Source organism: Lentzea sp. NPDC036949, from assembly GCF_055608075.1.
The window spans coordinates 62,874-85,708 of record NZ_JBVJRA010000023.1 but is presented as its reverse complement, the minus strand read 5'-3'; the positions used below and the strand labels follow the sequence as shown (position 1 = coordinate 85,708).

Here is a 22,835-nt window from a genome sequence, read left to right as displayed (position 1 = left end):
CTTCCAGCACCCAACCGCGTCACAAGAGGAGCTCGCGTCTCGTCCATATCTACATGGGCACTCTTCGCGCAGGTCTCGCGTTCCTCGCCGTCGTCCAAGCCGTCATCGGCGTCTGGCCCTTGGCAGCGCCGCAGAGCTTCTACGACAACTTCCCGCTGCCCACGAACCCATGGGTGTCCTACTTCCCGCCGTTCAACGAACACCTGCTGCGCGACTTCGGCTCACTGAACCTCGCGTTGTGCGTGATGCTGGTGTTCGCGGCGGTGACACTCGAACGCGCGCTGACCCAAGCCGTGCTGGTCGGTTACCTGGTGTTCGCGGTGCCGCACATGACCTTCCACCTGTTCCACCTGGAACACATGCCGGTGGCTGACCGGATCGGCAACGTCGTCTCGCTGGCCGCCGCCGTCCTGGTCCCGCTGGTGCTGCTACCGCTGACCCGCCGGATCGAACGAAAGCAGGCCCCGGTGCTCACCCGGTGACACGAACCCCGACGTCATCGGAAGCGCAACGAGCTGCGCGGCCTATAAGTTCGAGTGATGCTGCACGACGTCGCTGACGCCACGCGCCAATACATTGGTTTGCTCGCCGACGACCAGCGCGACCGAGCTGTCCGCGCGATCACCGACGACGACCTCAGGCACCGCTGGGCCTACACCCCCGGCGACCGCCCCGGCCTCGTGTTCGGCGGGCTACGACGTGATCAGCGCAAAGCCGTTCACGGCATGCTCGCGACCGTGCTGAGCCCACACGCCTACGCACAAGTCGCGGCGGTGATGGCTTTGGAAGACGTGCTCGACCACCGCGAGGGCGGCCACCGCGACCGGCACAGCGGCGACTACTGGACGGTGCTCTTCGGCACGCCCGGCGGCGACGAACCGTGGGGGTGGCGCGTCGAGGGGCACCACCTGTCCGTGAACGTCATCGTCGCCGACGGCCGCGTCTCGGCGACCCCGTTCTTCCTCGGCGCGAACCCGTCCCGCGTCACCTACCGAGGCCGCGTCGTCAGCCAGCCGCTGCGGCTGGAGGAGGAACTGGCCCGCGAGCTGCTCGACCGCATGGGCCCGACCGCTCGCGGCCTAGCCGTCGTCTCGGACACCGCCCCGCACGACATCCGCACCGGCAACGCCTCGCGCATCACGCCGTCCGACCCCGTCGGCGTGACACCCGCGCAGCTCGGCAAACAGGCGGGGGAGCTGCTCGTCGACATCGTCCGCCTCTACCTGGACCGGCTCGCGTTCGAGCTCGCCGACGACGAGTTCGCCGCGCTCGACCCCGACCGCCTGCACTTCTCGTGGGAAGGCTCGCTGCGCCGCGGCGAAGGCCACTACTACCGCGTCCAAGGTCCCGAGCTGCTCATCGAATACGACAACACGGCCAACGAGGCCAACCACATCCACACCGTGTGGCGCCGCCACTCCGGTGACTTCGGCGCCGACCTCCTCGCCGCCCACTACGACACATCACGGCACACTGTCGCCCGTGGAATGGCCCAGAACGGTTGACGACGCCATCGCGCTGCAAGAACACCTGCGCAACCAGGTGATCACCACCAGCGCCCCCGACCTGCACATCGACACCGTCGCCGGCCTCGACGTCGGCTACCGCGACACCGGCCTTTGCAACGACTCGGTTGTCGGCGTCTGCGTGGTGTTCGATGCAAAGACGCTGGCCGTCCTCGACGAGGTCGTCGTCGAGGACACCACAAACTTCCCGTACATCCCCGGGCTCTTCGCGTTCCGCGAGATGCCGGTGCTGCTACGCGCCCTCGACCAGCTCACCGTCACCCCCGACCTGCTGGTCGCGGACGGCCAGGGCGTCGCCCACCCGCGCCGGTTCGGTCTCGCCTGCCACCTCGGCGTGCACACCGGCATCCCGAGCATCGGCGTGGCCAAGAACCCGATGGGCAGGTTCGACCCACCCGGCGACAAGCGCGGTTCGACGAGCGACCTCGTCATGGACGGCGCCGACGGCGACGAGGTCGTCGGCCGCGCACTGCGCACGCAGGACGGTGTGAAGCCGGTGTTCGTGTCGGTCGGGCACAAGATCGACCTGGACCGCGCGTGCGCCGAGGTGCTCCGCCTGGCCCCGCGCTACCGGCTGCCTGAGACGACCCGCCGCGCCGACGCACTCACTCGGCAGGCTGCTTCTGCGGCTGGAAGCTGAGCAGCACGAGCAGGATCGCACCGCAGACAAGCGCGATGTCCGCGACGTTGCCGACGAACCAGCCGTTGTAGTCGATGAAGTCGACGACGTGCCCGCGCGCGAAACCCGGCGGCCGGAACAACCGGTCGAGCAGGTGCGTCGTCGCGCCGCCCAGCATCAACGCCAGTGCGACCGCCCGCAGCCGGGTCTGCGGCTGCAGCCCGTACCGCGCCAGGAACACGACGGCCACAGCGGCGACGATGGTGAAGACCCACGTCGACCCCGCGCCGATCGAGAACGCGGCACCGGGGTTGTAGAGAAGCCTGAGCTGCAGGAACTCCCCGAGCACCGGGATGGGCGCGCGTCCGGTCAGCGCGTTCTCGGCCCAGAACTTCGTGGCCTGGTCCAGCAGCAGCACGAGCACGGCGATGCCCATCACGAGCGGCACGCGGCGAGAAGTGGTGGTGTCCATTTGCCGACGAGCGTAGTTAAGCCGCCGGCACCGTGCGGCAACGGCCACCGGTACATCAGTCGCCGCGTACTCCGAACGCCCCGGACAGCAACGGATGGGCGTCCACGATCCGCCGAGCAACGTTGACGGAATCAACCAGCGGATGCAGCGCCAGCGCCTTCACGGCATGCGCGCGCTCGCCGCTGACAGCCGCCTTGATCGTCGCGCGCTCGACGACCTTGAGCGCGGTGACGAGCCCGACGCCCTCGTCCGGCACCTGGCTGACCGCGACGGGCCGGGCGCCGTTGGCGTCGACCAAGCTCGGAACCTCGACGATCGCATCGGCGTCCAGGCACGACAGCGTCGTCCTGTTCGGCACGTTGAGGATCAACGTCGTCCGCTTGTCCGCCGCGATGGCGTGCATCAACGCGAGCGCGACTTGCTCGTATCCGCCACCGTCGAGGTCGTTGCTGTCCCGCTCCTCGTCACGCGTCTCCGCCATGTACGTCTGCTCGCGCTCCAGACGCGTCCGGTCCCAGCTCGCCAACGACGGCGCCGCGTAGAACTGCTGCTGCTGCTCCAACAGGAACGCCCCACGCGACGCACCGGACTCCACCGCCTCGCGGGTGAAGTAGTAGTAGTGCAGGTACTCGTTCGGAATCGCGCCCAGCGTCCGCAGCCACTCCGCGCCGAAGAGCTTGCCCTCCTCGAACGACTCCAACCGCTCAGTGTCGGCCAGCAGATCCGGCAGCACGTCCCGCCCGCGCACGTGCACACCCCGCAGCCAGCCGAGGTGGTTGAGCCCGGCGTAGTCGAGCCACGCGTCGTCGAGGTCCGCGCCGACCGCGCGGGCGACCCGCCGGCCGAGCCCGACGGGGGAGTCGCAGATGCCGATGACCCGGTGGCCGAGATGGGCGGCCATCGCTTCGGTGACCATGCCGGCGGGGTTGGTGAAGTTGATGACCCACGCGTCCGGCGCGTGCACCGAGATACGACGTGCGATGTCGAGCGCGACCGGCACAGTGCGCAACCCGTACGCCACACCGCCAGCCCCGACCGTCTCCTGCCCGAGCACCCCGCACCCGGCCGCGATGCTCTCGTCGGCCGCGCGCCCGTCGAGTCCGCCCACGCGGATCGCCGAGAACACGAAGTCCGCCCCGCGCACCGCCTCGTCGAGATCCATCGACATCGTCACCACGGGAGCATCCGGCACATCGGCGGCAAGTTCGGCGAGAACGCCGCTGACCGCCACGAGCCTGGAGGCGTCGACGTCGTGCAGCACGACCTCGGTGACGCGGCCGGGGGACCGGTCGGCGAGCAAAGCGCGATATACGAGCGGCACGCGGAACCCACCGCCACCGAGAACAACCAGCTTCATGCCCACCACTCCGCACCGGCGACATTTCTCCCGCAGTGCGCACCGTACAACCAACGCTGCACAGGCATCAGCAAGATCCTTGGTTCGCACACCGCAGCGGCGACGGTTCCCGCAGCTCGGACCACCCGCGCATTGCGCTGAAAGTAAGCCCAGAAGGGGTTCCCGCGCACAGCAAATCTGTGCTACAAAGAATGGCTTTGGGCTTTCGGAATGAATATTCCGGAAAGACAGATTTATTTTATCACAGGGGGCAAGGTGTTGGCGAGCGAACAGGCACGGATCACCTCTCTGTATGAAAAGCTCGACCAGGAACGGAACAAAGCGGCCGCCGATCTCGCGGCCGCCCTGCGGGACACCCACACCGGACGGCTGGACCGTGAAGCCAGCGTCCAGGTGCTGACCAGGCAGATCGGCAAGTACCGCGCAGCGGAGGAAGGCCTGTGCTTCGGCCGGACCGACTCGGAGAACGGCGAAAGCACCTACATCGGGCGCGTCGGCCTGTTCGACGACGAGTTCCAGCCGCTGTTGCTGGACTGGCGCGCGCCGGCGGCGCGGCCGTTCTACACCGCGACCGCTGCGAATCCGGAAGGCCTCGTGTTGCGCCGCCACTTCCGCGTCCGCGACCGGGAGCTGCACGATTTCCACGACGACGAGCTGCTGACCGACGCGACCGCATTGCTCGACGCCCTCAACGCGCCGCGGACCGCGACGATGCGCGACATCGTCTCGACCATCCAGGCCGAGCAGGACGAGATCATCCGTTACTCCGGCCCCGGCGTGCTGGTGATCGAAGGCGGCCCCGGCACGGGCAAGACCGCGGTCGCGCTGCACCGCGTCGCGTACCTGCTGTACACGCGCCGCGAGCGCCTTTCCCGCCACGGCGTCCTGATCGTCGGACCGAACACCGGTTTCCTGCATTACGTCAGCGACGTGCTGCCATCGCTGGGGGAGACCGACGTCGTGTTCGCAACACCCGGCGAGCTCTATCCCGGAGTGGTCACCGACGTCGAGGACACCCCGTCGTTGCAACACCTCAAAGGCCATGTATCAGTGCTGGACCTGCTGGCCGTCGCCGTGGCCGACCGGCAGGAGCTCCCCGACGAGCCCATCGAGATCGAGCTCGAAGACGTCGTCGTCCCCCTCGACGCGCACGTCGCCGCCGTCGCACGCGAGAAGACGCGGTACTACGAGCTACCGCACAACGCGGCGCGCAAGTACTTCTTCCTCGCTCTCGCCGAAGAGCTCGTCGCCCCGGCGATGAAGCTGATCGGCGTCGACTGGCCCGAGATCGAGGAGGACGTGCGGCACGAGCTGCGCCACAGCACGGCATTGCGCGACGCCGTCGACCGGTTGTGGCCGGAGCTCACACCCGAGCAGCTGCTCGCCGACCTGTACGCGGGCCGGTGCTACCGGATCGGCGCACCTGAGCTGTACCGCGAAGCCGCCGACGCGTGGACGGTGTCCGATGTGCCGCTGCTCGACGAGCTCGCCGATCTGCTCGGCTCGGACGGCTCAGCCGAACGCCAGGCGCGGCGGGAGGAAGAGGAAGGACTTGCCTACGCCCGCGGTGTCATGGACGTGCTGTCGATCGATGAACGCGCCGACGACGACGAGTACATCGTCACCGACTTCGTCAACGCCGAGACGCTCGCGTACCGGCACGAGGCACGCGACCACCGCACTCTCGCCGAACGAGCTGCCGACGACCGCACCTGGACCTACGGCCACGTCGTCGTCGACGAGGCACAGGAGCTGTCCGCAATGGACTGGCGCGTCCTGCTCCGCCGTTGCCCCAACAGGTCGATGACCGTCGTCGGCGACCTGGCGCAACGCCAAGCCGCAGGCGGCGCCCGCAGCTGGGGCTCGGTGTTCGACCGCTTCACCTACCGCAGGCTGGAGGTCAACTACCGCACTCCCGGCGAGATCATGGCCGTCGCCACCCCGGTGCTGAAGCTCGTCGACCCCGACGCCGCCGCACCGACGTCAGTGCGCAGCACCGGCGTCCGCCCCTGGGCCCGCCGCGTCACCGACATCTCGGCGGCGGTCCGCGACGAGCTCGACGCACACGCCGAAGCTCTGCCCGGCCGCACGATCGCCGTCATCGGCGACGGCTGGATGTCGCCGAGATCGTCCAAGGGGCTGGAGTTCGACGTCGTCATCGTCGTCGAACCGCAGCTCATGACCCCGAGCGAGCTGTACGTGGCGTTGACGAGGGCGACGCAACGACTCGGCGTCCTGCACACCGAGCCGCTCCCGCGTCACCTACGAGGTCTCCTCTGAGACCCAGCGGAGGTAATCGTCGTTGCCCCCGACGACGGGGGTGACGACGACCTCCGGCACGTCATAGCTGTGCTGGTCCTTGATGTGCGCGACCAGCTCGTCGACGCGAGCGGCAGACGTCTTCACGACGCACTGCCACTCGTCGTCAACGTGCACCTCACCGTCCCACCGGTAGACGCTGCGGATCGGCACGATTTGCACACACGCGCCCAGCCGTGCCTCGACGACCCCTCTCGCCAACGACTCCGCCGCCTCGGCGGAGTCCACGGTCGTCGTCACCACGTTCACGGCGTTCATACGGCGTCGATCTCCTTCAACAGCTGCTTCTTCAACGCATCCGGCGCGAACGACGCCCGAACTCCCGCTCGCGCCAGCTCCGCGAGTTCATCGCGCCCGAACCCGAACCGCTCGTGGCACACCAGGTACTCGCGGTCGAGGTCGGTGTGGAACATGCCGGGGTCGTCGGTGCTGACCGTCACCGGCACGCCGGCCTCCACCAGCCGCGGCAACGGGTGCTCGTCCAGCGACGCGACCGCGCCGGTCCGGATGTTCGACGTCGGGCACACCTCCAGCACGACGCCCTCGCCGGCGAGGTACCGCAGCAGCTCCGGGTCCTGCACCGCGCTGACGCCGTGCCCGATCCGCTCGGCACGCAGGTCCCGCACCGCGGCCCAGATCTCGCTGGGCGGCATCGTCTCGCCGGCATGCGGCACCATGTGCAGCCCGGCATCACGCGCCATCGCGAACGCCTCGCGGAACCTCGTCCGCGGCGAGTCCGCCTCGAACCCGCCGAGCCCGAACCCGACCAGCCCCTCCGGCCGGTGCTCGGTGGCGAACCGCGCACTCGTCATGCCCCAGTCCCGATCCCAGATGCCGGGCACGTCGAAGATCCACTGCAATGTCACGCCGTGCAGCTCCAACGCCTCAGCCCGTCCTGCGGCCAACGCTTCGACGAGTTCGTCGGGCGCGATGCCGGCCCGCAGGTGACTTGTCGCACTCACGGTGACTTCCGCGTACCGGACGTTGGTCCGCGCAGCGTCACGTGCGTACCCGACGACCAGCGTGCGAACGTCCTCACCGGTCGTAACGAGGTCGTTGACGATGCCGTACACGGTGATGAAGTGCCGGAAGTCCGTGAACTCGTAGAACTTCCGCAGCTCGGCCTCGTCGGTCGGAACCGGACCGCCTGGGTGGTTGCGGGCGAGCGCGAGGACGGTGTCGACGGAAGCCGCGCCCACGAGGTGGACGTGCAGCTCGGCCTTCGGCAACGCGTGGACGAAGTCGGAAATGGGCACGGTCCATGCTCTCAGGTCAAGAGCCGTTCGACGGGTGACATGTCTTGCAGTCACGGGGAAGGGTGCAGGGCGAATCCCTGTCCCCGGCTTCGCATTGGGGGTGCCTCGTGAGGGGCGCACGAAGAGTCGCACTGCTGACCGCGGTGCTAGTTCTGCCGTTCCTGCCCGCCACGGCTACCGCTGCCGAGGGGCCGGTGTTCAAGGACGGCGAGGCGCAACCCGTCTTCGACCCGAAGGACGTCGTCAAGGAGAGCCTCTGGGTCCGCGCACCGGTCGACAGCGACCGCGACGGCAAGGACGACGAGGTCTACACCGAGGTCGTCCGGCCGCGCGCCACCGAACGAGGGCTCAAGGTCCCCGTCGTCTACATGGTCAGCCCGTACTTCTCCGGCGGCAACGACGTTCCCAACCACAACGTCGACGTCGAGCTGTACGTCCCTGACAAGCGCAACGGCCGTCTGCTCAAGGCCTCCTCCGACGAACGCGTCACCGCGGCTGTCGGTCCCAATCCGATCACGTCGGGCCGTTACGAGTCCTACTTCATCTCACGCGGTTACGCCGTCGTATACGCGGAGTCGCTCGGCACCGGCAAGTCCACGGGGTGTCCGACGACGGGCGACGTCAACGAGACGATCGGCGCGCGTGTCGTCGTCGACTGGCTCAACGGCCGTGCGCCGGCACGCACCGCCACGGGCGAGGCGATCAAGGCGACGTGGTCAACCGGCAAGACCGGCATGATGGGCGTCTCCTACAACGGAACGCTGCCCAACGCCGTCGCCTCCACCGGCGTCCGCGGCCTCGAAGCGATCGTGCCGATCGCCGCGATCTCCAGCTGGTACGACTACTACCGCGCGGACGGCGCCGTCGTCGCCCCCGGCACGTTCCAGGGCGAGGACGCCGACGTGCTCGCGGACTACGTCTACACCCGCGAGGACCGCGAGATCTGCAAGCCGATCATCGCCGAGATCGCGAAGGACCAGGACCGCATCACCGGCGACTACAGCCGGTTCTGGGACAAGCGCAACTACCTCAACGACGTTCGCAAGGTGCGTGCGGCCGTCCTCGCCGTCCACGGGCTCAACGACTGGAACGTCAAGATGACGCACGTCGAGCAGTGGTACTCGGCGCTGAAGAAGGTCGGTGTGCCGCACAAGATCTGGCTGCACCAGTCCGGCCACACCGACGCCGACACGCTCCGCTCGGTCGAGTGGCGCCGTACCCTCAACCGCTGGTTCACCCAGTACCTGTGGGGCCACCGCAACGGCATCGACAAGGAGCCGCACGCGACGATCCAGCGCGAGGACAAGACGTGGGTCGACGAGAAGGACTGGCCGGCACCCGGCACGTCCGACGTGCGGCTGCGGCTGTCCGCGGGCGGACCGGCCAAGGGCGGCCTCGGCCTGCGACCCGGCCACGGCGTGGAGAACCTGACCGACGACGCGACGAAGACGGCCGAGTCGTTGATCGACCAGGCCACCTCGCCGAACCGCCTGTCCTACGCGACCGAGCCGACGCAGAAGCCGTTGCGCCTGTCCGGCAAGTCGACCGCGCACCTGCGGGTCGCGTTCGACCGTCCCGCCGCCAACGTCACGACGCTGCTCGTCGACCGTGCTCCGGACGGCAGGTCGTACGTCATCACCCGCGGCTGGACCGACCCGCAGAACCGCGAACGCCCCGACAAGACCTCGCCGGTCAAACCCGGCAAGTTCTACGACGTCGACGTGCCGATCGTGCCGGACGACTACGTCCTGCAGGCCGGGCACCGGCTCGAGTTCGTGCTGATCTCCAGCGACTACGACTACACGCTGCGCCCGAAGCCGGGGGCCGGCCTCTCGCTGGACCTCGCCAGGACCTCGGTCGAACTGCCGGTCGTCGGCGGCTGGCGCGCGTTGTTCCAGACGTTCTGAGCTGTGGTGCCGCGCTTCGGCCTCGTGAGGGGCTGAAGCGCGGCACGATAGCACTCACTCCCGAACCCGAGCGCCTCAAGATCTCAACCTGTCCACAACTCACGAGTAATCCACAGCTTCCACATCAGCGAAGCCCCACAGCCCAGCCACCCGCCACAGTGGCACCATGCCCACAACCCTCCCCAAACCGATCCGCCTCCGCGCCCCCGGCGACCTCTACGCGGCCATCCCGCACCTGATGGGTTTCCACCCGACGGAGTCGCTCGTCGTGCTGGTCCTGAGGGACGGCGCGGTCTCCATGACGATGCGCGTCGACCTGCCCCGCCCGCGACATAGAGGGCTTCTGGTGGCCCAGCTGGAAATGCCGCTCCTGGAGCAAGGCGCGGAGGGCGTGATCCTCGCGGTCATCAGCGCACCCTCTGAGCACATGCCGGAGGAGCTTCCGCACGAGCCGCTGATCACCGCACTTGCGAACAGTCTCGGCGGACACGGCATCGATGTCCTCGAAGCCGTGTGGCTGCACGCGTGCGAGAAGGACGCCCCGTGGTACTGCTACTTCGACCTCGACTGCCACGGGCGGTTGCCGGACCCGCAGGTGTCCGCGGTGGCCGCGGCGTGCGCGAGCGACGGCAACGTGACGTTCGAGTCGCGCGCCGCGCTGGCAGCGGTGGTCACGCTCGACTCGGTGGAGGCCCGCGAACGCAGGTCCGTGCTGCTCGACGAGCTCATGAACACCGAGGAACCGCCTGAGCCGGCAGCGGAACTCCGTCGCGTGCGTGCCGCGATCGACGCCTCGGAGCAGCGCAAGGGACCGTTGTCCGACGCGGAGATCGTCGCGTTGAGCAGAGCCCTGGCGCACCCGGAGGTGCGTGACGCCTGCCTGTCGTACGCGGTGCAGAACAACGCCAGGGCGGCCGAACGGCTGTGGCTCGACCTCACGAGGTCCTGCCCGTCACCGGAACGCGCGGAACCCGCGTGTCTCCTGGCGTTCTTCGCCTACCACCGCGGCGACGGCGGACTCGCGTCGGTCGCGCTCGACGTGGCCGAAGAAGCCTGCTTCGGCCACGCGCTGGCGCGGCTGTTGCGCGGCGCACTGAGCGCCGCGCTGCCTCCCGAAGAGCTCAAAACACTGGCGGACAAGGCCGTCCTGAACGCCCGCAAGCTGCTCTCCGCGGGAACTCAGAGCAGCTCCGGCCGCTCCCACTCCTGATCGAGGACGTGCTCGGCCAGGAACGCCCACACCGTCTCGTACCAGACCCGAGAGTTCCCGGGGGTGAGAATCCAGTGGTTTTCCGTAGGAAAGTAAAGGTACTTCGCGGTGACGCCGTGCCGGACCAGGTCGAAGTACAGCCGCTGCCCCTCGCCGATGGGGACCCGGTAGTCCTTGTCCCCGTGGATGACGAGCATCGGCGTCTTGATGTCGGCGACCCGCAGGTGCGGGGAGTTGGCGAGGACCCGCTCGGGCCGGGTGATGGGGTCGCCCATCTCCCGCATCCAGAAGTACGAGTCGTCGGTGGCGCCGGAGAACGCGTCGAGGTGCCACAGCGAGGCGTGGGTGACGATCGCGCGGAACCGGTCGGTCTGGGTGGCGATCCAGTTGGCCATGTAACCGCCGAAGGACCCGCCCATGGCGGCGGTGCGCGAGCCGTCGATCTCGGGCCGCTCGACGGTCACGTCGGTGATGGCCATGAGGTCGGTGTAGGGCTCGGCGCCCCAGCGACCCCAGCCGGCCGCGATGAAGTCGGGCCCGTACCCCGTGGACAGCGCGGGGTCGGGCAGCAGGACGGCGTAGCCGCGGGCGGCCATGAGCCACGGGTTCCAGCGCCACGTCCAGCCGTTCCAGCTCATCACGGGTCCACCGTGGACCCAGAGCAGCAGCGGGGCGGGGGAGTCCGCGGAGGCACCGTCGGGCAGCACCAGCCAGGCGCGGACGGTCCTGCCGTCGGCCACGACGGTGGAGACCTCGGTGAGCGTGCCGGGCACCGAGGTCAGGGCACCGGGGGCGGGCAGCCGCACCGGGTGCTGGTCGGCTCCGGTGCTGGCGAACCGCACGGGCTGTGGCGGGTGGTCGACCGAGTTGCGCAGTGCGTACAGCGTCTCGCCGTCCGGGCTCACGACCACGTCGCTGTAGTAACCCGAGAGCGTCAGCTTCGTGACCTCGCCCGTGGCGAGGTCGAGCCGCCACACCGGCTGGTGCCCGAGGTGGCTCGCGACGAAGAAGACGGCCGAGGAGTCGGGGCTCACCACCGGGTGCGCCGGTTCTTCCTGGAAGTCCGGCGCCAGTGGCGTGATCGAGTCGTCGGCGAGATCGATGCGCACCAGGCTGCTGCGGTACGGCGCGTCCGCGGTGGACTCGCGGAACCGGATGGCGATCACGGCCGAGGAGTCGTGGGTGAACGCGGCGTCGAAGAACGAGAAGCCTTCCTCGGAGGCGATGACCCGCGAGGAGCTGCCGTCGGTGGCGACGAGCCGCAGCTCGGTCCGGCGGCCGTAGGCGGCACTGACGTCGACGGCGTACCCGTGGACGGCCCACCTGCCGTCGGGGCTGAGCGCGATGTCCTCGTCGCTCAGCCTGCTCTCGGAGTCGTCGCTGAGGGCGGTGACGTGCTCGGCAGCCGGCCTGTCCAGCGGGACGGAGAACAGTCGCGGGTAGCTGGGGCCGAGGTCGGAGTCCCAGTACCGGATCGGGTAGGACTCGTGCAGGATCGCCGTCACGCCGGCGTCCTCGCGGGCCTTGCGCTTGGCGTCGTCCTCGCCGCCGAACTCCACGAGGCGGTGCGCGTACGACGTCAGCAACAGCGTCTCGCCCGCGACACGCACCTGGCCGACCCCGCCGCCGGGCCGCAGCACCTCGGCGGCCTCGCCGCGGACCGGCAGCCGCCACAGCGCCGTCTTGTCCTTGGCCTCGTCCGGCTTCGTGAGCGGGTCCGGGCGCTTCGACAGGAACAGCAGCGAACCGTCCGGCGCGAAGACCGGCGCGGCGTCGCTCTTCGTGGAGTAGGTGAGGCGGGTGGCGTCCCGCTCACCGGTGGGGTCGACCTCCCAGAGGGCGCCCTGCCAGGTCTTGCCGTCCGGCGCGAGCGAGGAGACGACGGTGACGAGCCGCGTGCCGTCCGGGGACAGCGCGAGCGACGCGAGCCGCGGGGTGGAGTTGTAGCTCTCGAAAGAGGCGAAGTCGGTCATCGTGGTTCAGGCTCCGTGTCGGGCGCGGGTGAACTCCCACGCGTCGCGGACGATGCCGGCGAGGTCGGCGCGCTCGGGCTTCCACCCGAGCTCGGTGCGGGCCCGCTCGGCGGAGGCGACGAGAACAGCAGGGTCTCCTGCCCGCCGCGGTGCGACGACTGCGGGGATCGGGTGGCCGGTGACCTCGCGGCACGTGTCGATGACCTGCTTCACCGAGAAGCCCGTGCCGTTGCCGAGGTTGTAGATCCGGTGCTCGCCGGCAGTAGCGTGGTCGAGCGCCAGGAGGTGGGCGTCGGCGAGGTCCGTGACGTGGATGTAGTCGCGGACGCAGGTGCCGTCCTCGGTCGGCCAGTCCTCGCCGTAGATCGAGATGTGCTCCCGCTGACCGAGCGCGACCTGCAGCACGAGCGGGATCAGGTGGGTCTCGGTCGCGTGCCGCTCGCCGATGCTGCCGTAGGCGCCGGCGACGTTGAAGTACCGCAGGCTCGTCGCGGCCAGCCCGTGGGCGGCGGCGTACGACGTGATCGCGTGGTCGATGGCCAGCTTGGTGGCGCCGTAGGTGTTGGTGGGCTGCGTGGGCGCGGTCTCGGGGATCGGCACCTCCCGCGGCTCGCCGTACGTCGCGGCAGTCGAGGAGAAGACGAGCTTCGGCGTGCCATGCTCCTTCATCGCGGTGAGCAGGCGAACCGCGGTGAGGACGTTGCCCGTCCAGTACTTCCCGGGGTCCTGCATGGACTCACCGACGAGGGACTTCGCGGCGAAGTGCAGCACACCGTCGAAGCCCTCGGCGAGGACGTCGCCGATCACCTCGGCGATGTCACCCCGCACGAAGCGCGCACCCGCGGGAACGGCGTCCTCGTGGCCGGTGGAGAGGTCGTCGAGCACGACCACCTCGTGCCCAGCTTCGAGCAGGCGCGCAGCGCAGACGCTGCCGACGTAGCCGGCCCCGCCCGTCACGAGCAGCTTCACCACAGTCCTCGCAATCCTCGTCAAGATCGGTTTCCGCTACCTGTCCTGGCCCGCGCCCGCGGAGGGAACCGCCGTGAAAAGTCGCGGCCGCACGAGCGAGCGCGCGGCGAAGGCGACGAGCACGGCCCGCTCGACCGCGTTGTGCCGTTCGACGGGCACGAGGGCGATCGCGGAGCCGCCGAAGCCGCCGCCGGTCATCCGGGCGCCGAGCGCCCCGGCCGCCCTCGACGCCTCGACCGCGACGTCGAGTTCGAGGCAGGAGACTCGGTAGTCTTCGTCAAGGCTCACGTGCGACGCCGAAAGAAGAGGGCCGATCTCGGCGAGCCGGCCCGCGCGCAGCAGGTCGACGGTCCGCAGGACGCGATCGTTCTCGGTCACCACGTGCCGCACCAGCGGACGCAGCTCTTCGGGCAGCCGGACGAGCGCGTCGTCGAGCTCGGTGATGTCCACGTCGCGCAGCGCGGGAACGCCGAGGATGCCGGCGGCCCGCTCGCAGCCCGCCCGCCGGGCGCCGTAGCCGCCGTCGACGTGGGAGTGGCTGGCGCGGGTGTCGATGACCAGCACCTCAAGGCCGCTGGCGGCGGCGTCGAACGCGACCTGCTCCGACTTGCCGGAGCGTACGTCGTAAAACAATGCGTGCGCTTCGATGCAGGACAGCGATGCCGTCTGGTCCAGAATGCCGGTCGGCGCGCCCACAAAGTCGTTCTCGGACCGCTGCACCCAGCGCGCGATGTCCGGCCGTTCGGCGGTCACGTCCGCCAGGCCCAGCAGCGCGAGCGCGACTGCGCATTCAAGGGCGTGCGAGGACGACAGGCCCGCGCCGGCGGGCACGTCGCCCGCGATCACGAGGTCCGCTCCTGCGGTCACCGGGAGGCCCTGTTCGCGCAGGGCCCAGGCGACGCCGCCGGGGTACGCGGCCCACCCGCGGATGGTGCGAGGCGCTAGGTCGGCGACCGCGACCGGCGCCGCGTGCTGCACCCCGCCGTCGTCACCCAGCGTGCTGACAGCAAGCACACCGTCGGCACGGGGCGATGCCGCGACCGCGGTGCGGTGGGGCAGGGCGAATGGCAGCACGTAGCCGTCGTTGTAGTCGGTGTGCTCGCCGATGAGGTTGACGCGGCCGGGTGCCGACCAGACCCCGTGAGGTGCACGTCCGTGCAGGCGGTGGAACGTCTCCGCCGCCTTGGCGGCCGGAGTCGTCGTCGCCTGGGTCACCGGGCGAGCACCAGCACGGCGTGGGCGACCGCCGGGTCGAGTTCGGCCAGGTTGTCGTTCGGGCCGCGCACCTGGATGACCTTGGCGTTGCCGAGCGACTCCACCTGGACAGTGCCGCCGGGGATGACGCCGGCCTCCTTCAGCTCGGCCATCAGGTCCGGGTCGAGCTGGACGTGCTCGGCGATGCGGCGCACCTCGACGGGGCCACCGCCGCGGCGGGCCACCTCGTCGATGCGCACGAGGTCCGCCTCGGCGGGCGGGGCGGGCTCGCCGTCGCCCAGCTTGTCGAGACCGGGGATGGGGTTGCCGTAAGGGGAGGTGGTGGGGTTGCCGAGGAGTTTGATGAGTTTGCGTTCGACCGCTTCGCTCATGACGTGTTCCCAGCGGCAGGCCTCGCTGTGGACGTGCTCCCACTCGAGCCCGATGATGTCCACGAGGAGGCGCTCGGCGAGCCGGTGCTTGCGCATGACGGCGATCGCGAGGTTGCGGCCCTGTTCGGTGAGTTCGAGGTGACGGTCTTCCGCCACGACGACCAGGCCGTCGCGCTCCATGCGGCCGACGGTCTGGCTCACGGTCGGTCCACTTTGGCCGAGGCGCTCGGCGATGCGGGCGCGCAGGGGCACCACGCCTTCTTCTTCGAGCTCGTAGATCGTGCGGAGATACATCTCCGTGGTGTCGATGAGGTCGTTCACACCCGCTCCCCTTCGTGTGGTGTCAATGGTAGTCGTGCCGGGGGACACAGGTGTCCGCGCGGTGCAGGATGTGACCCGTGCATGCCTTGATCACTCCTGAAGCCCTCGCTGACGCGCTGAGTGCGCGGCCGGCGGCCGTTGTGCTGGATGTCCGGTGGCGGCTCGGTGGGCCGCCCGGACGCCAAGACTACGAGGTCAGCCACGTGCCCGGCGCGGTGTACGTGGACCTGGACACCGAGTTGTCCGCCCCGCCGGGGGTGGGCGGCAGGCATCCGCTGCCCGATCCGGAGCGGCTGCAGGAGGTGCTGCGGCGTGCCGGGGTGCGTGAGGGTGGCCGGGTCGTGGCCTATGACGGGGGTGACGGTTCGGTGGCGGCGCGGGTGTGGTGGCTCCTGCGGTGGGCCGGGTTCAGGGACGTGGCGGTGCTGGACGGCGGGTTCGCCGCCTGGGAGGCGGCGGGGTTGCCGGTGAGCGCCGAGGAGGTCGTGCCGGAGGAGGGGGACGTCGTGGTGCGGGCCGGGCAGATGCCGGTGCTGGACGCGGACGGTGCGGCGGCGCTGGCGCGGGACGGGGTGCTGCTGGACGCGCGGGCGCCGCAGCGGTACCGCGGGGAGACCGAGCCCGTGGACCCGAAGGCGGGGCACGTTCCCGGGGCGCTCAACGCGCCGTCGGCCGGGCATGTCGGGGCGGACGGGCGGTGGCTCGGTGCGGAGGAACTGGCGGAGCGGTTCGCCGGGATCGGGGTGTCGGCGGAGGCGGGCGGTGCGGTGGCCGTCGGCGCGTACTGCGGGTCTGGCGTGACCGCGTCGTCCGTGGTGCTCGCGTTGGAGGTGGCGGGGATCACGTCGGCGGAGGAGCCGGCGGCGTTGTACGCCGGGTCGTGGTCGAACTGGTGTGCGTTGGACAGGGAGGTGGCGACGGGCTGACGGGTGACCAGCCGGAGGTGGCTGGTCCGGGGTCAGGCGTTCGGGATGCGGTCGAAGCCGGCGGTGGCGAGTTTCAGGGCGGCGCCGCAGGTGTCCAGTTCGTCGAGGGCGAGAACGCTCACCGAGAAGGCGGTGGTGATGGCGGTGGGGTCGTCGGTCAGCATGACGGTGACCTGGCAGTCCTCTTTGGAGGTGGCGACCTGCCAGGCGGTGTTGCCGCCGATCTCGATCTGCTTCTTCTCGCCCTCCTCGTCGACCACCTCGGGGACGGTGACCATCTGGGTCACCACCACGGAGGGGTTGGAGAGGGTGTGGATGCAGCCGCCGTCCGCCGCGGACTTGCCGCCGGTCGCGGCCTCGACGTCGGCGGCCTTGAGGACGCCGCAGGTTTCGAGGCCGGCGGTCTTCTTCTTGGTGGCGATCTTGATGTCGCCCGGTTTCGTCGGGGCGCTGCTGGTGGAGGGGGTCTTCTGCGTGGTGCTGGTGGACGGCTTCTTCGAGGTGGAGGCCGGGGCCTCCGGTTCGGGGGCCGCGTTGGTGTCGGCGACGGCCGAGCCCTTGACCTGCTCCGCGCAGCCCGTGGCGGCGGTGAGGACGAGGCCCAGTGCGAGGAGGAGGGCTGCTGCTGGTCGCGGGTGCATGTCGCCTCTGACCCCTGTTCGGTGGGTTCGGTTCCGGGGCCGTGGGGGGTTCACGCCCGGCGAGGGGACTGTAGGCGCCGGGCGGGGCACGGGCGCACGGGGCGACCATGTTGTGATCACGGGTTGGGCCGATCGGTGGGTAGGTTGCAGGCATGGGTAAGCCAGCCGCTGTTGTCTGGGACAGGTCCTTCCTCGGGTACGACCTCGGTGGCGACCACCCGCTGAACCCCGTGCGGCTCGACCTCACGGTGCGGCTCGCGACGGCGCTCGGGGTGCTGCGGGACGTGGAGCTGCTCGTCCCGGAGCCGGCCGGCGACGAGGAGATCGAGCTGGTGCACCGGCCGGGGTACCTGAGCGCGGTGCAGGCGGCGCCCACCGCCGGGTGGGACGTGGGACACGGGCTGGGGACGCCGGACAACCCGGTGTTCGAGCGGATGCACGAGGCGTCGGCGCTGGTGGTGGGCGGGTCGCTGAGGGCGGCGCGGGCCATCGCGAGCGGGGAGGCCGACCGGGCGGTCAACATCGCCGGTGGGCTGCACCACGCCATGCCCGACAGCGCGGCGGGGTTCTGCGTCTACAACGACTGCGCGGTGGCCATCGAGTGGCTGTTGCGCAACGGGGTCGAGCGCATCGCGTACGTGGACGTCGACGTGCACCACGGGGACGGGGTGCAGACGGCGTTCTGGGACGACCCGCGGGTGTTGACGGTGTCGTTGCACCAGCACCCGATGAGCCTGTGGCCGGGCACCGGCTGGGCCGGTGAGGTCGGCGGCGCGGGGGCCGAGGGGAGTGCGGTCAACGTGGCGTTGCCGGCCGGTACGAAGGACGGGGCGTGGTTGCGGGCGTTCCACGCGACGGTGCCGGCGCTGCTGACGGCGTTCCGGCCGCAGGTGCTGGTCACGCAGTGCGGTGTCGACACGCACAAGGAGGACCCGCTGGCGGACCTCGAGCTGAGCGTGGACGGGCACCGGGCCATCTACCAGGCGTTCCGCGAGCTGGTGACCGAGCACGGGTTCAAGTGGCTGGCGCTCGGCGGCGGCGGGTACGAGCTGCTGCGGGTGGTGCCGCGGTCGTGGACGCACCTGCTCGCGACGGTGCTGGACCGCGATGTGGACGTGCGTCGGCCGTTGCCCGCGGAGTGGGTGGCGCACGCGACGCGCATCGCGCCCGGCTGGCCGCTGCCTGCGTCGATGACCGATGAGTGCGACCCTGGACACCAGCCGTGGGGCGGGGACGCGGAGGAGCCGGTGGACCGGGCGATCCGCGAGACGCGTCGTGCGGTGTTCCCCCTGCACGGACTCGACCCGGACGACCCGAGGGACTGACACCAGTGGCCGACGACACGAACGGGCACAGGGATCCGTTCGACTTCCCGCGGCACTGGGAGGCCGACGTCGTCCTCAGCGACGGCGGCACCGTGCACCTGCGGCCGATCACGCCGGACGACGCCGAGCAGCTCAGGGAGTTCCACGGCAGGCTGTCCGAGCGGACGCGGTACTTCCGCTACTTCGGGCCCTACCCGCGGATCCCGCAGCGCGACCTCGAGCGGTTCAGCACGGTCGACCACCACGACCGGGTGGCGCTCATCGCGGTGCTCGGCGACGACATCGTCGCGGTCGGCCGGTTCGACCGGCTGCACCGCGGGGAGTCGGCGGAGGTCGCGTTCGTCGTCGAGGACGCGCACCAGGGGCGCGGGCTCGGCAGCATCCTGCTGGAGCACCTCGCGGCCGCGGCCAGGGAGGTCGGGCTCGCCCGGTTCGAGGCCGAGGTGCTGGCCGAGAACGGGCAGATGGTCCGGGTGTTCCGCGACGCCGGCTACCAGGTCAGCAGGGCGTTCGAGGAGGGCGTGCTGCACCTGGAGTTCGCTATCGACCCGACCGACGAGTCCGTCGCGGTCGCCAGGGCGCGCGAGCAGGCCGCCGAGGCGCGCAGCGTGCACAACCTGCTGCACCCGCGCAGCGTCGCGGTCATCGGGGCGTCCACCGACCCGACGAAGATCGGGCACGCGGTGCTCAAGAACCTGCTCGAAGCCGACTTCAACGGGCCCGTCTACCCGGTCAACGCCGAGCACCGCGCGGTGCGGGGCGTGCGGGCGTACCCGACCGTGCTCGACATCCCCGACGACGTCGACCTCGCCGTCGTCGCCGTACCGGCGGCCAGTGTCGACGAGGTCATGGACGGGTGCCTCGCGAAGGGTGTGAAGGCGCTGGTCGTCGTGTCGAGCGGCTACGGCGAGACGGGGCCCGACGGGCTGTCCGCCGAACGCCGGCTCGCGGCCGAGGCCAGGGCGCACGGCATGCGGGTGGTAGGGCCCAACGCCCTCGGTGTGCTCAACCTCGACCCCAGGGTCCGCCTGAACGCGAGCCTCGCGCCGAAGCTGCCGGAGAAGGGCCGCGCGGGGTTCTTCTGCCAGTCCGGCGCGCTCGGCACGGCCATCCTCGCCAACGCCGCCGGCTGGGGCCTGGGGCTGTCGACGTTCGTGTCGGCGGGCAACCGGGCCGACGTCTCCGGCAACGACCTGCTGCAGTACTGGGAGACCGACCCCGCCACCGACGTCGTGCTGCTCTACCTGGAGTCCTTCGGCAACCCGCGCAAGTTCGCCCGGCTCGCTCGCAGGCTCGGCCGCACCAAGCCGATCGTCGCCGTGAAGTCCGGCCGGCACGCCGTCACGCCCGGCCTGGCCGCGACCGGTGTCAAGGTCGACGAGGCGAGCGTCCAGGCGTTGTTCGAGCAGGCCGGCGTGATCAGGGTCGACTCGCTGGCCCAGCTCTTCGACACCGCCCTGCTGCTGGCCCACCAGCCGCTGCCGAAGGGCAAGCGGGTCGCCGTCGTCGGCAACTCCACCGCCATCGGCCTGCTCGCCGCGGACACGCTGCTCGCCCAGGACCTCGCGCTCGCGGGCGACCCGGTCGACGTCGGCGCCCAGGCCACGCCGGAGGAGTTCGCGAAGGCCGTGCGGGAAGCCCTCGAACGGCCCGAGACCGACGCGCTGGTGGTCGTGTTCGTGCCGCCGGTGGCGGTTCCGGGCACCGCCTATGCCCGCGCATTGAAAGAGGCCGCGCACCGCACGAAACCGATCGTGTCGACGTTCCTCGCGGTCGAAGGAATTCCCGAGGAGCTGAAGGTTCCCGGGAAAGGCTCCATTCCCAGTTACGCGAGCCCGGAACGCGCGGTTCTCGCATTGGCGCGAGCGGTTCGTTATGCACGGTGGCGCGCCGCGCCCCAGGGCCACTTCATGCGGCCGGAAGGCATCGACGCGGCCGCGGCCAGATCCATTGTGGACGAGAGGATCGAGGCGACCGACCGCGCGATCGACGACCGCACGGCCGTCGAGCTGCTGAGGTGCTACGGCATCGACGTCGTCCCGTTCCGCATCGCCCACAGCGCGGAAGAGGCTGCTCAGGCCGCGGCCGGGCTCGGCTACCCGGTCGCGATGAAGGCCACCAGCGAACGGCTGCGCCACCGCACGGACCTCGTCGGCGTGCGGCTCGACATCGCCCAGGTGGAATCGGTCAAGGCCGCCTACCGGGACCTCGCGGCGCTGTCCGGCAAACCGGACGTGTACGTGCAACGCATGGCGCCCAAGGGAGTCAGCTGCGTCCTGGGCCTGCAGGACGACCCCAGCTTCGGCACGCTGGTCTCGTTCGGACTGTCCGGCGTCGTCAGCGACCTGCTCGGCGACCGGGCCTACCGGGCGGTGCCGCTGACCGACACCGACGCGGCGGAGCTCGTCGCGGCACCGAAGGCGGCACCGTTGCTGACGGGCTACCGCGGCGACGAACCCGCTGACCTGAAAGCCCTCCAGGACCTGGTACTCCGTTTGGCGGCATTGGCGGAGGACCTGCCGGAGGTGCGTTCGTTGAAGCTCGAACCAGTTCTTGCTTCTGCCGCAGGCGCTTTCGTCAGCAGCGCCCGAATAGTGCTCGGACCTCCTCCTTCGTTGCACGACGCGGGTCCGCGGCGGCTGCGCTGACCCGGTTACGGCAACAATTCCGCAGGTTTCATCCACGCTGAGGTATGGACATGCGTCCACGGGCCGCCTAGGTTTCCGACATCGCCGAGCACACACAGGAAGTTGCATCGGCGCATGCCCGTGAAACCCAGCTGTAAGAGGGACGAATGACGCCGAGAGCGCTCCTCCGCCTGGTAGCGACGACATGTGCGGCCGTGCTGCTCCTGGCCTCGTGCGCGGGCAGTGACGAGTCCACGATGGTGGGCCGGGTCAGCAAGAACGAACGCATCGTCATCGCCGTGTCCTACGACCAGCCGGGCATGGCGGTGCGCCGGCTCGACGGCACCTACCGCGGGTTCGACGTCGACGTCGCGAAGTTCATCGCGAAGGAGATCGGCATCGATGAGCAGAACATCACCTGGAAGGAGGCGCAGCCCGGCAACCGGGAGACGCTGCTGACCACCGGTGAGGCCGACATGGTCGTCTCGACCTACTCGATCACGGAGAAGCGCAAGCAGGTCATCGACTTCGTCGGCCCGTACTTCGTCGCAGGCCAGGACCTCCTGGTGCGCCTGAACGAGAACCGCATCACCGGCCCGAAGTCGCTCAACGCGACCCTGCGGCTGTGCTCCACGGCCGGCTCGACGTCGGCGGCCTACGTGAAGGAGCAGTTCGCGAAGGACGTGAAGCTGGAGGAGTACGCCAAGTTCAGCGACTGCGTGACCGCCCTGCTGGCCAACAACGTCGACGCCGTCACGACCGACGACGTCCTGCTGGCGGGATACGCGGCGCAGAACCCGGAGCTGCTGCGGGTCGTCGGCGAACCGTTCAGCAAGGAGGAGTACGGCGTCGGCCTGCGCCGCGACGACCCCGAGAGCAAGGCGAAGGTCCAGGCCGCGCTGCAGAAGATGATCGACACGGGGGCCTGGCGCAAGTCGCTGGAGGCCAACATCGGATCTTCCGGCTACAAGATCCCCGACCCGCCGAAGCTCGCGGCCTGATCACACGGGGCGTGACGTAGGCTCACGCCACGTGAACCGCGTCCCGCCGCACCGCGCTGATCGACCCGTTCGCGCGGGCATCCCAGAACACGGCCGAGTTCCGCGCTACTACGCGGTCAAGGCCGAGCTGTTCGACCTCGTCGAGACCCTCGGCGAAGGTACCGTGCTGCCGTCCGAACGCGAGCTCGCCGAACGGTTCTCCGTCTCGCGCGTCACGCTGCGCCAGGCCGTCAGCGAGCTCGTGCTCGAAGGCAAGCTCCTCCGCCGCCAGGGCAGTGGCACCTTCGTCGCCCCGCCCAAGCTCGTGCAACCGTTGTCGCTGGTCAGCTACACCGAGGGCATGCGAAGGCAGGGGGTGGAGCCCACCCGCACGGTGATCACGCTGGAGGAGCTCAGCGCCGACGAGGGCCTCGCCCGCGACCTGGTGCTCGAACCGGGCGAGAAGGTCGTCCACCTCGAACGCGTGCTGCTCGCCGACGACGAGCGCATCGGCCTGGAGTCGACCTACCTGAGCAGCCGCCGCTTCCCCGACCTGCTCGACAAGCTCGACCCGGGCGGCTCGCTCTACGCGTGCCTCACCGAACGCCTCGGCGTGCGCTTCGCCGAGGCAGAGGAACGCGTCGAGACGGTCCTCGCCACCCCGCGCGAGGCACTGCTGATCGGCACGAACCCCGCTTTGCCGATGCTGTTGCTGCACCGCGTCTCCTACGACGTGGAAGGCCATCCGATCGAACGCGCGCGCTCGCTGTACCGGGGTGATCGGTTCAGCTTCGTCGCACGCCTGCACGCAGACCGTTAGG

General features: G+C 70.0%; 20 protein-coding genes. 11 read left to right on the top strand and 9 right to left on the bottom strand.

Features of this window, described 5'->3' with window-relative positions; genetic code table 11:
* Positions 1 to 53: 53 nt before the first annotated feature.
* Genes ACZ7CD_RS37650 through ACZ7CD_RS37640 form a run of 3 tightly spaced genes read left to right on the top strand, consistent with a single transcriptional unit; the run spans position 54 to position 2,166 of the window.
* A complete protein-coding gene (locus ACZ7CD_RS37650) occupies positions 54 to 482 on the top strand; it encodes a hypothetical protein (protein WP_470380753.1) in 429 nt (142 codons plus the stop codon).
* A gap of 57 nt (positions 483 to 539) precedes the next feature.
* Complete coding sequence (locus ACZ7CD_RS37645) at positions 540 to 1,505, top strand: DUF3500 domain-containing protein (protein ID WP_470380752.1); 966 nt, start codon at positions 540 to 542, stop codon at positions 1,503 to 1,505.
* Positions 1,483 to 2,166, top strand: coding sequence for an endonuclease V (locus ACZ7CD_RS37640; protein WP_470380751.1), 684 nt, complete (start codon positions 1,483 to 1,485; stop codon positions 2,164 to 2,166). The genes ACZ7CD_RS37645 and ACZ7CD_RS37640 overlap by 23 nt, the downstream gene beginning before the upstream one ends.
* On the opposite strand, the gene lspA is transcribed toward ACZ7CD_RS37640, so the two are convergent.
* Positions 2,132 to 2,617 carry a signal peptidase II gene (gene lspA / locus ACZ7CD_RS37635; protein ID WP_360398418.1) on the bottom strand — a complete coding sequence of 162 codons (486 nt, stop codon included), beginning with the start codon at positions 2,615 to 2,617 and terminating at the stop codon, positions 2,132 to 2,134. The two genes, ACZ7CD_RS37640 and lspA, sit on opposite strands and share 35 nt — an antisense overlap.
* 55 nt (positions 2,618 to 2,672) lie before the next feature.
* The gene (locus tag ACZ7CD_RS37630; RefSeq protein ID WP_470380750.1) at positions 2,673 to 3,974 is read right to left on the bottom strand and encodes a 6-phospho-beta-glucosidase; all 1,302 of its coding nucleotides are present in this window, start codon (positions 3,972 to 3,974) and stop codon (positions 2,673 to 2,675) included.
* A gap of 255 nt (positions 3,975 to 4,229) precedes the next feature.
* On the opposite strand from ACZ7CD_RS37630, the gene ACZ7CD_RS37625 reads away from it, so the two are divergent.
* Positions 4,230 to 6,254, top strand: coding sequence for an ATP-binding domain-containing protein (locus ACZ7CD_RS37625; RefSeq protein WP_470380749.1), 2,025 nt, complete (start codon positions 4,230 to 4,232; stop codon positions 6,252 to 6,254).
* Here ACZ7CD_RS37625 and cutA read toward each other — a convergent pair.
* Positions 6,237 to 6,551 (bottom strand): divalent-cation tolerance protein CutA, encoded by a 315-nt coding sequence (cutA, locus tag ACZ7CD_RS37620; RefSeq protein ID WP_470380748.1) that lies wholly within the window; start codon positions 6,549 to 6,551, stop codon positions 6,237 to 6,239. The two genes, ACZ7CD_RS37625 and cutA, sit on opposite strands and share 18 nt — an antisense overlap.
* Positions 6,548 to 7,549 carry an adenosine deaminase gene (add, locus tag ACZ7CD_RS37615; RefSeq protein WP_470380747.1) on the bottom strand — a complete coding sequence of 334 codons (1,002 nt, stop codon included), beginning with the start codon at positions 7,547 to 7,549 and terminating at the stop codon, positions 6,548 to 6,550. Before add ends, cutA begins: the two co-directional genes overlap by 4 nt.
* Positions 7,550 to 7,656: 107 nt before the next feature.
* On the opposite strand from add, the gene ACZ7CD_RS37610 reads away from it, so the two are divergent.
* A complete protein-coding gene (locus tag ACZ7CD_RS37610) occupies positions 7,657 to 9,456 on the top strand; it encodes a Xaa-Pro dipeptidyl-peptidase (protein ID WP_470380746.1) in 1,800 nt (599 codons plus the stop codon).
* Positions 9,457 to 9,622: 166 nt separating this feature from the next.
* On the top strand, positions 9,623 to 10,666 hold the full coding sequence (locus tag ACZ7CD_RS37605) for a DUF4192 domain-containing protein (protein ID WP_470380745.1): 1,044 nt from the start codon (positions 9,623 to 9,625) through the stop codon (positions 10,664 to 10,666).
* Here the strand turns inward: ACZ7CD_RS37605 and ACZ7CD_RS37600 are convergent.
* From ACZ7CD_RS37600 to ACZ7CD_RS37585, 4 genes are read right to left on the bottom strand one after another with little or no spacing between them, the layout of a single operon-like run.
* Positions 10,636 to 12,639 carry a S9 family peptidase gene (locus ACZ7CD_RS37600; protein WP_470380744.1) on the bottom strand — a complete coding sequence of 668 codons (2,004 nt, stop codon included), beginning with the start codon at positions 12,637 to 12,639 and terminating at the stop codon, positions 10,636 to 10,638. The genes ACZ7CD_RS37605 and ACZ7CD_RS37600 overlap by 31 nt on opposite strands.
* A gap of 6 nt (positions 12,640 to 12,645) precedes the next feature.
* Positions 12,646 to 13,608 carry a UDP-glucose 4-epimerase GalE gene (galE, locus tag ACZ7CD_RS37595; protein WP_360398402.1) on the bottom strand — a complete coding sequence of 321 codons (963 nt, stop codon included), beginning with the start codon at positions 13,606 to 13,608 and terminating at the stop codon, positions 12,646 to 12,648.
* 36 nt (positions 13,609 to 13,644) lie between these two features.
* Positions 13,645 to 14,823, bottom strand: a complete 1,179-nt coding sequence (gene galK, locus ACZ7CD_RS37590) for a galactokinase (RefSeq protein ID WP_470372242.1) — start codon at positions 14,821 to 14,823, stop codon at positions 13,645 to 13,647.
* Entirely contained in the window at positions 14,820 to 15,515 is a 696-nt protein-coding gene (locus ACZ7CD_RS37585; RefSeq protein ID WP_470380743.1) for a metal-dependent transcriptional regulator, read from the bottom strand. The genes galK and ACZ7CD_RS37585 overlap by 4 nt, the downstream gene beginning before the upstream one ends.
* Positions 15,516 to 15,592: 77 nt before the next feature.
* Between ACZ7CD_RS37585 and ACZ7CD_RS37580 the strand changes: the two genes are divergently transcribed.
* Complete coding sequence (locus tag ACZ7CD_RS37580) at positions 15,593 to 16,441, top strand: sulfurtransferase (protein ID WP_470380742.1); 849 nt, start codon at positions 15,593 to 15,595, stop codon at positions 16,439 to 16,441.
* A 32-nt stretch (positions 16,442 to 16,473) separates the two neighbouring features.
* Here the strand turns inward: ACZ7CD_RS37580 and ACZ7CD_RS37575 are convergent, their stop codons facing one another.
* Positions 16,474 to 17,082: a DUF3558 domain-containing protein gene (locus tag ACZ7CD_RS37575; protein ID WP_360398394.1), complete on the bottom strand. Its 609-nt coding sequence runs from the start codon at positions 17,080 to 17,082 to the stop codon at positions 16,474 to 16,476.
* A gap of 152 nt (positions 17,083 to 17,234) precedes the next feature.
* On the opposite strand from ACZ7CD_RS37575, the gene ACZ7CD_RS37570 reads away from it, so the two are divergent.
* The 4 genes from ACZ7CD_RS37570 to ACZ7CD_RS37555 all read left to right on the top strand — a co-directional run bounded on the left by ACZ7CD_RS37570 (position 17,235) and on the right by ACZ7CD_RS37555 (position 22,834).
* Entirely contained in the window at positions 17,235 to 18,407 is a 1,173-nt protein-coding gene (locus ACZ7CD_RS37570) for an acetoin utilization protein AcuC (RefSeq protein WP_470380741.1), read from the top strand.
* A 5-nt stretch (positions 18,408 to 18,412) separates the two neighbouring features.
* A complete protein-coding gene (locus tag ACZ7CD_RS37565) occupies positions 18,413 to 21,055 on the top strand; it encodes a bifunctional acetate--CoA ligase family protein/GNAT family N-acetyltransferase (protein ID WP_458433697.1) in 2,643 nt (880 codons plus the stop codon).
* Between the two features lie 194 nt (positions 21,056 to 21,249).
* On the top strand, positions 21,250 to 22,035 hold the full coding sequence (locus ACZ7CD_RS37560) for a glutamate ABC transporter substrate-binding protein (protein WP_360398388.1): 786 nt from the start codon (positions 21,250 to 21,252) through the stop codon (positions 22,033 to 22,035).
* A gap of 31 nt (positions 22,036 to 22,066) precedes the next feature.
* On the top strand, positions 22,067 to 22,834 hold the full coding sequence (locus tag ACZ7CD_RS37555) for a GntR family transcriptional regulator (RefSeq protein WP_360398386.1): 768 nt from the start codon (positions 22,067 to 22,069) through the stop codon (positions 22,832 to 22,834).
* Position 22,835: the final 1 nt, after the last annotated feature.

Bases quoted from the DNA above. Each gene is read 5' to 3' on its own strand.
- ACZ7CD_RS37645 (WP_470380752.1), top strand. From the start codon at position 540: ATGCTGCACGACGTCGCTGACGCCACGCGCCAATACATTGGTTTGCTC.
- ACZ7CD_RS37570 (WP_470380741.1), top strand. From the start codon at position 17,235: ATGGGTAAGCCAGCCGCTGTTGTCTGGGACAGGTCCTTCCTCGGGTAC.
- lspA (WP_360398418.1), bottom strand. From the start codon at position 2,617: ATGGACACCACCACTTCTCGCCGCGTGCCGCTCGTGATGGGCATCGCC.
- ACZ7CD_RS37575 (WP_360398394.1), bottom strand. From the start codon at position 17,082: ATGCACCCGCGACCAGCAGCAGCCCTCCTCCTCGCACTGGGCCTCGTC.
- ACZ7CD_RS37605 (WP_470380745.1), top strand. From the start codon at position 9,623: ATGCCCACAACCCTCCCCAAACCGATCCGCCTCCGCGCCCCCGGCGAC.
- ACZ7CD_RS37650 (WP_470380753.1), top strand. From the start codon at position 54: ATGGGCACTCTTCGCGCAGGTCTCGCGTTCCTCGCCGTCGTCCAAGCC.
- ACZ7CD_RS37630 (WP_470380750.1), bottom strand. From the start codon at position 3,974: ATGAAGCTGGTTGTTCTCGGTGGCGGTGGGTTCCGCGTGCCGCTCGTA.
- ACZ7CD_RS37600 (WP_470380744.1), bottom strand. From the start codon at position 12,639: ATGACCGACTTCGCCTCTTTCGAGAGCTACAACTCCACCCCGCGGCTC.
- cutA (WP_470380748.1), bottom strand. From the start codon at position 6,551: ATGAACGCCGTGAACGTGGTGACGACGACCGTGGACTCCGCCGAGGCG.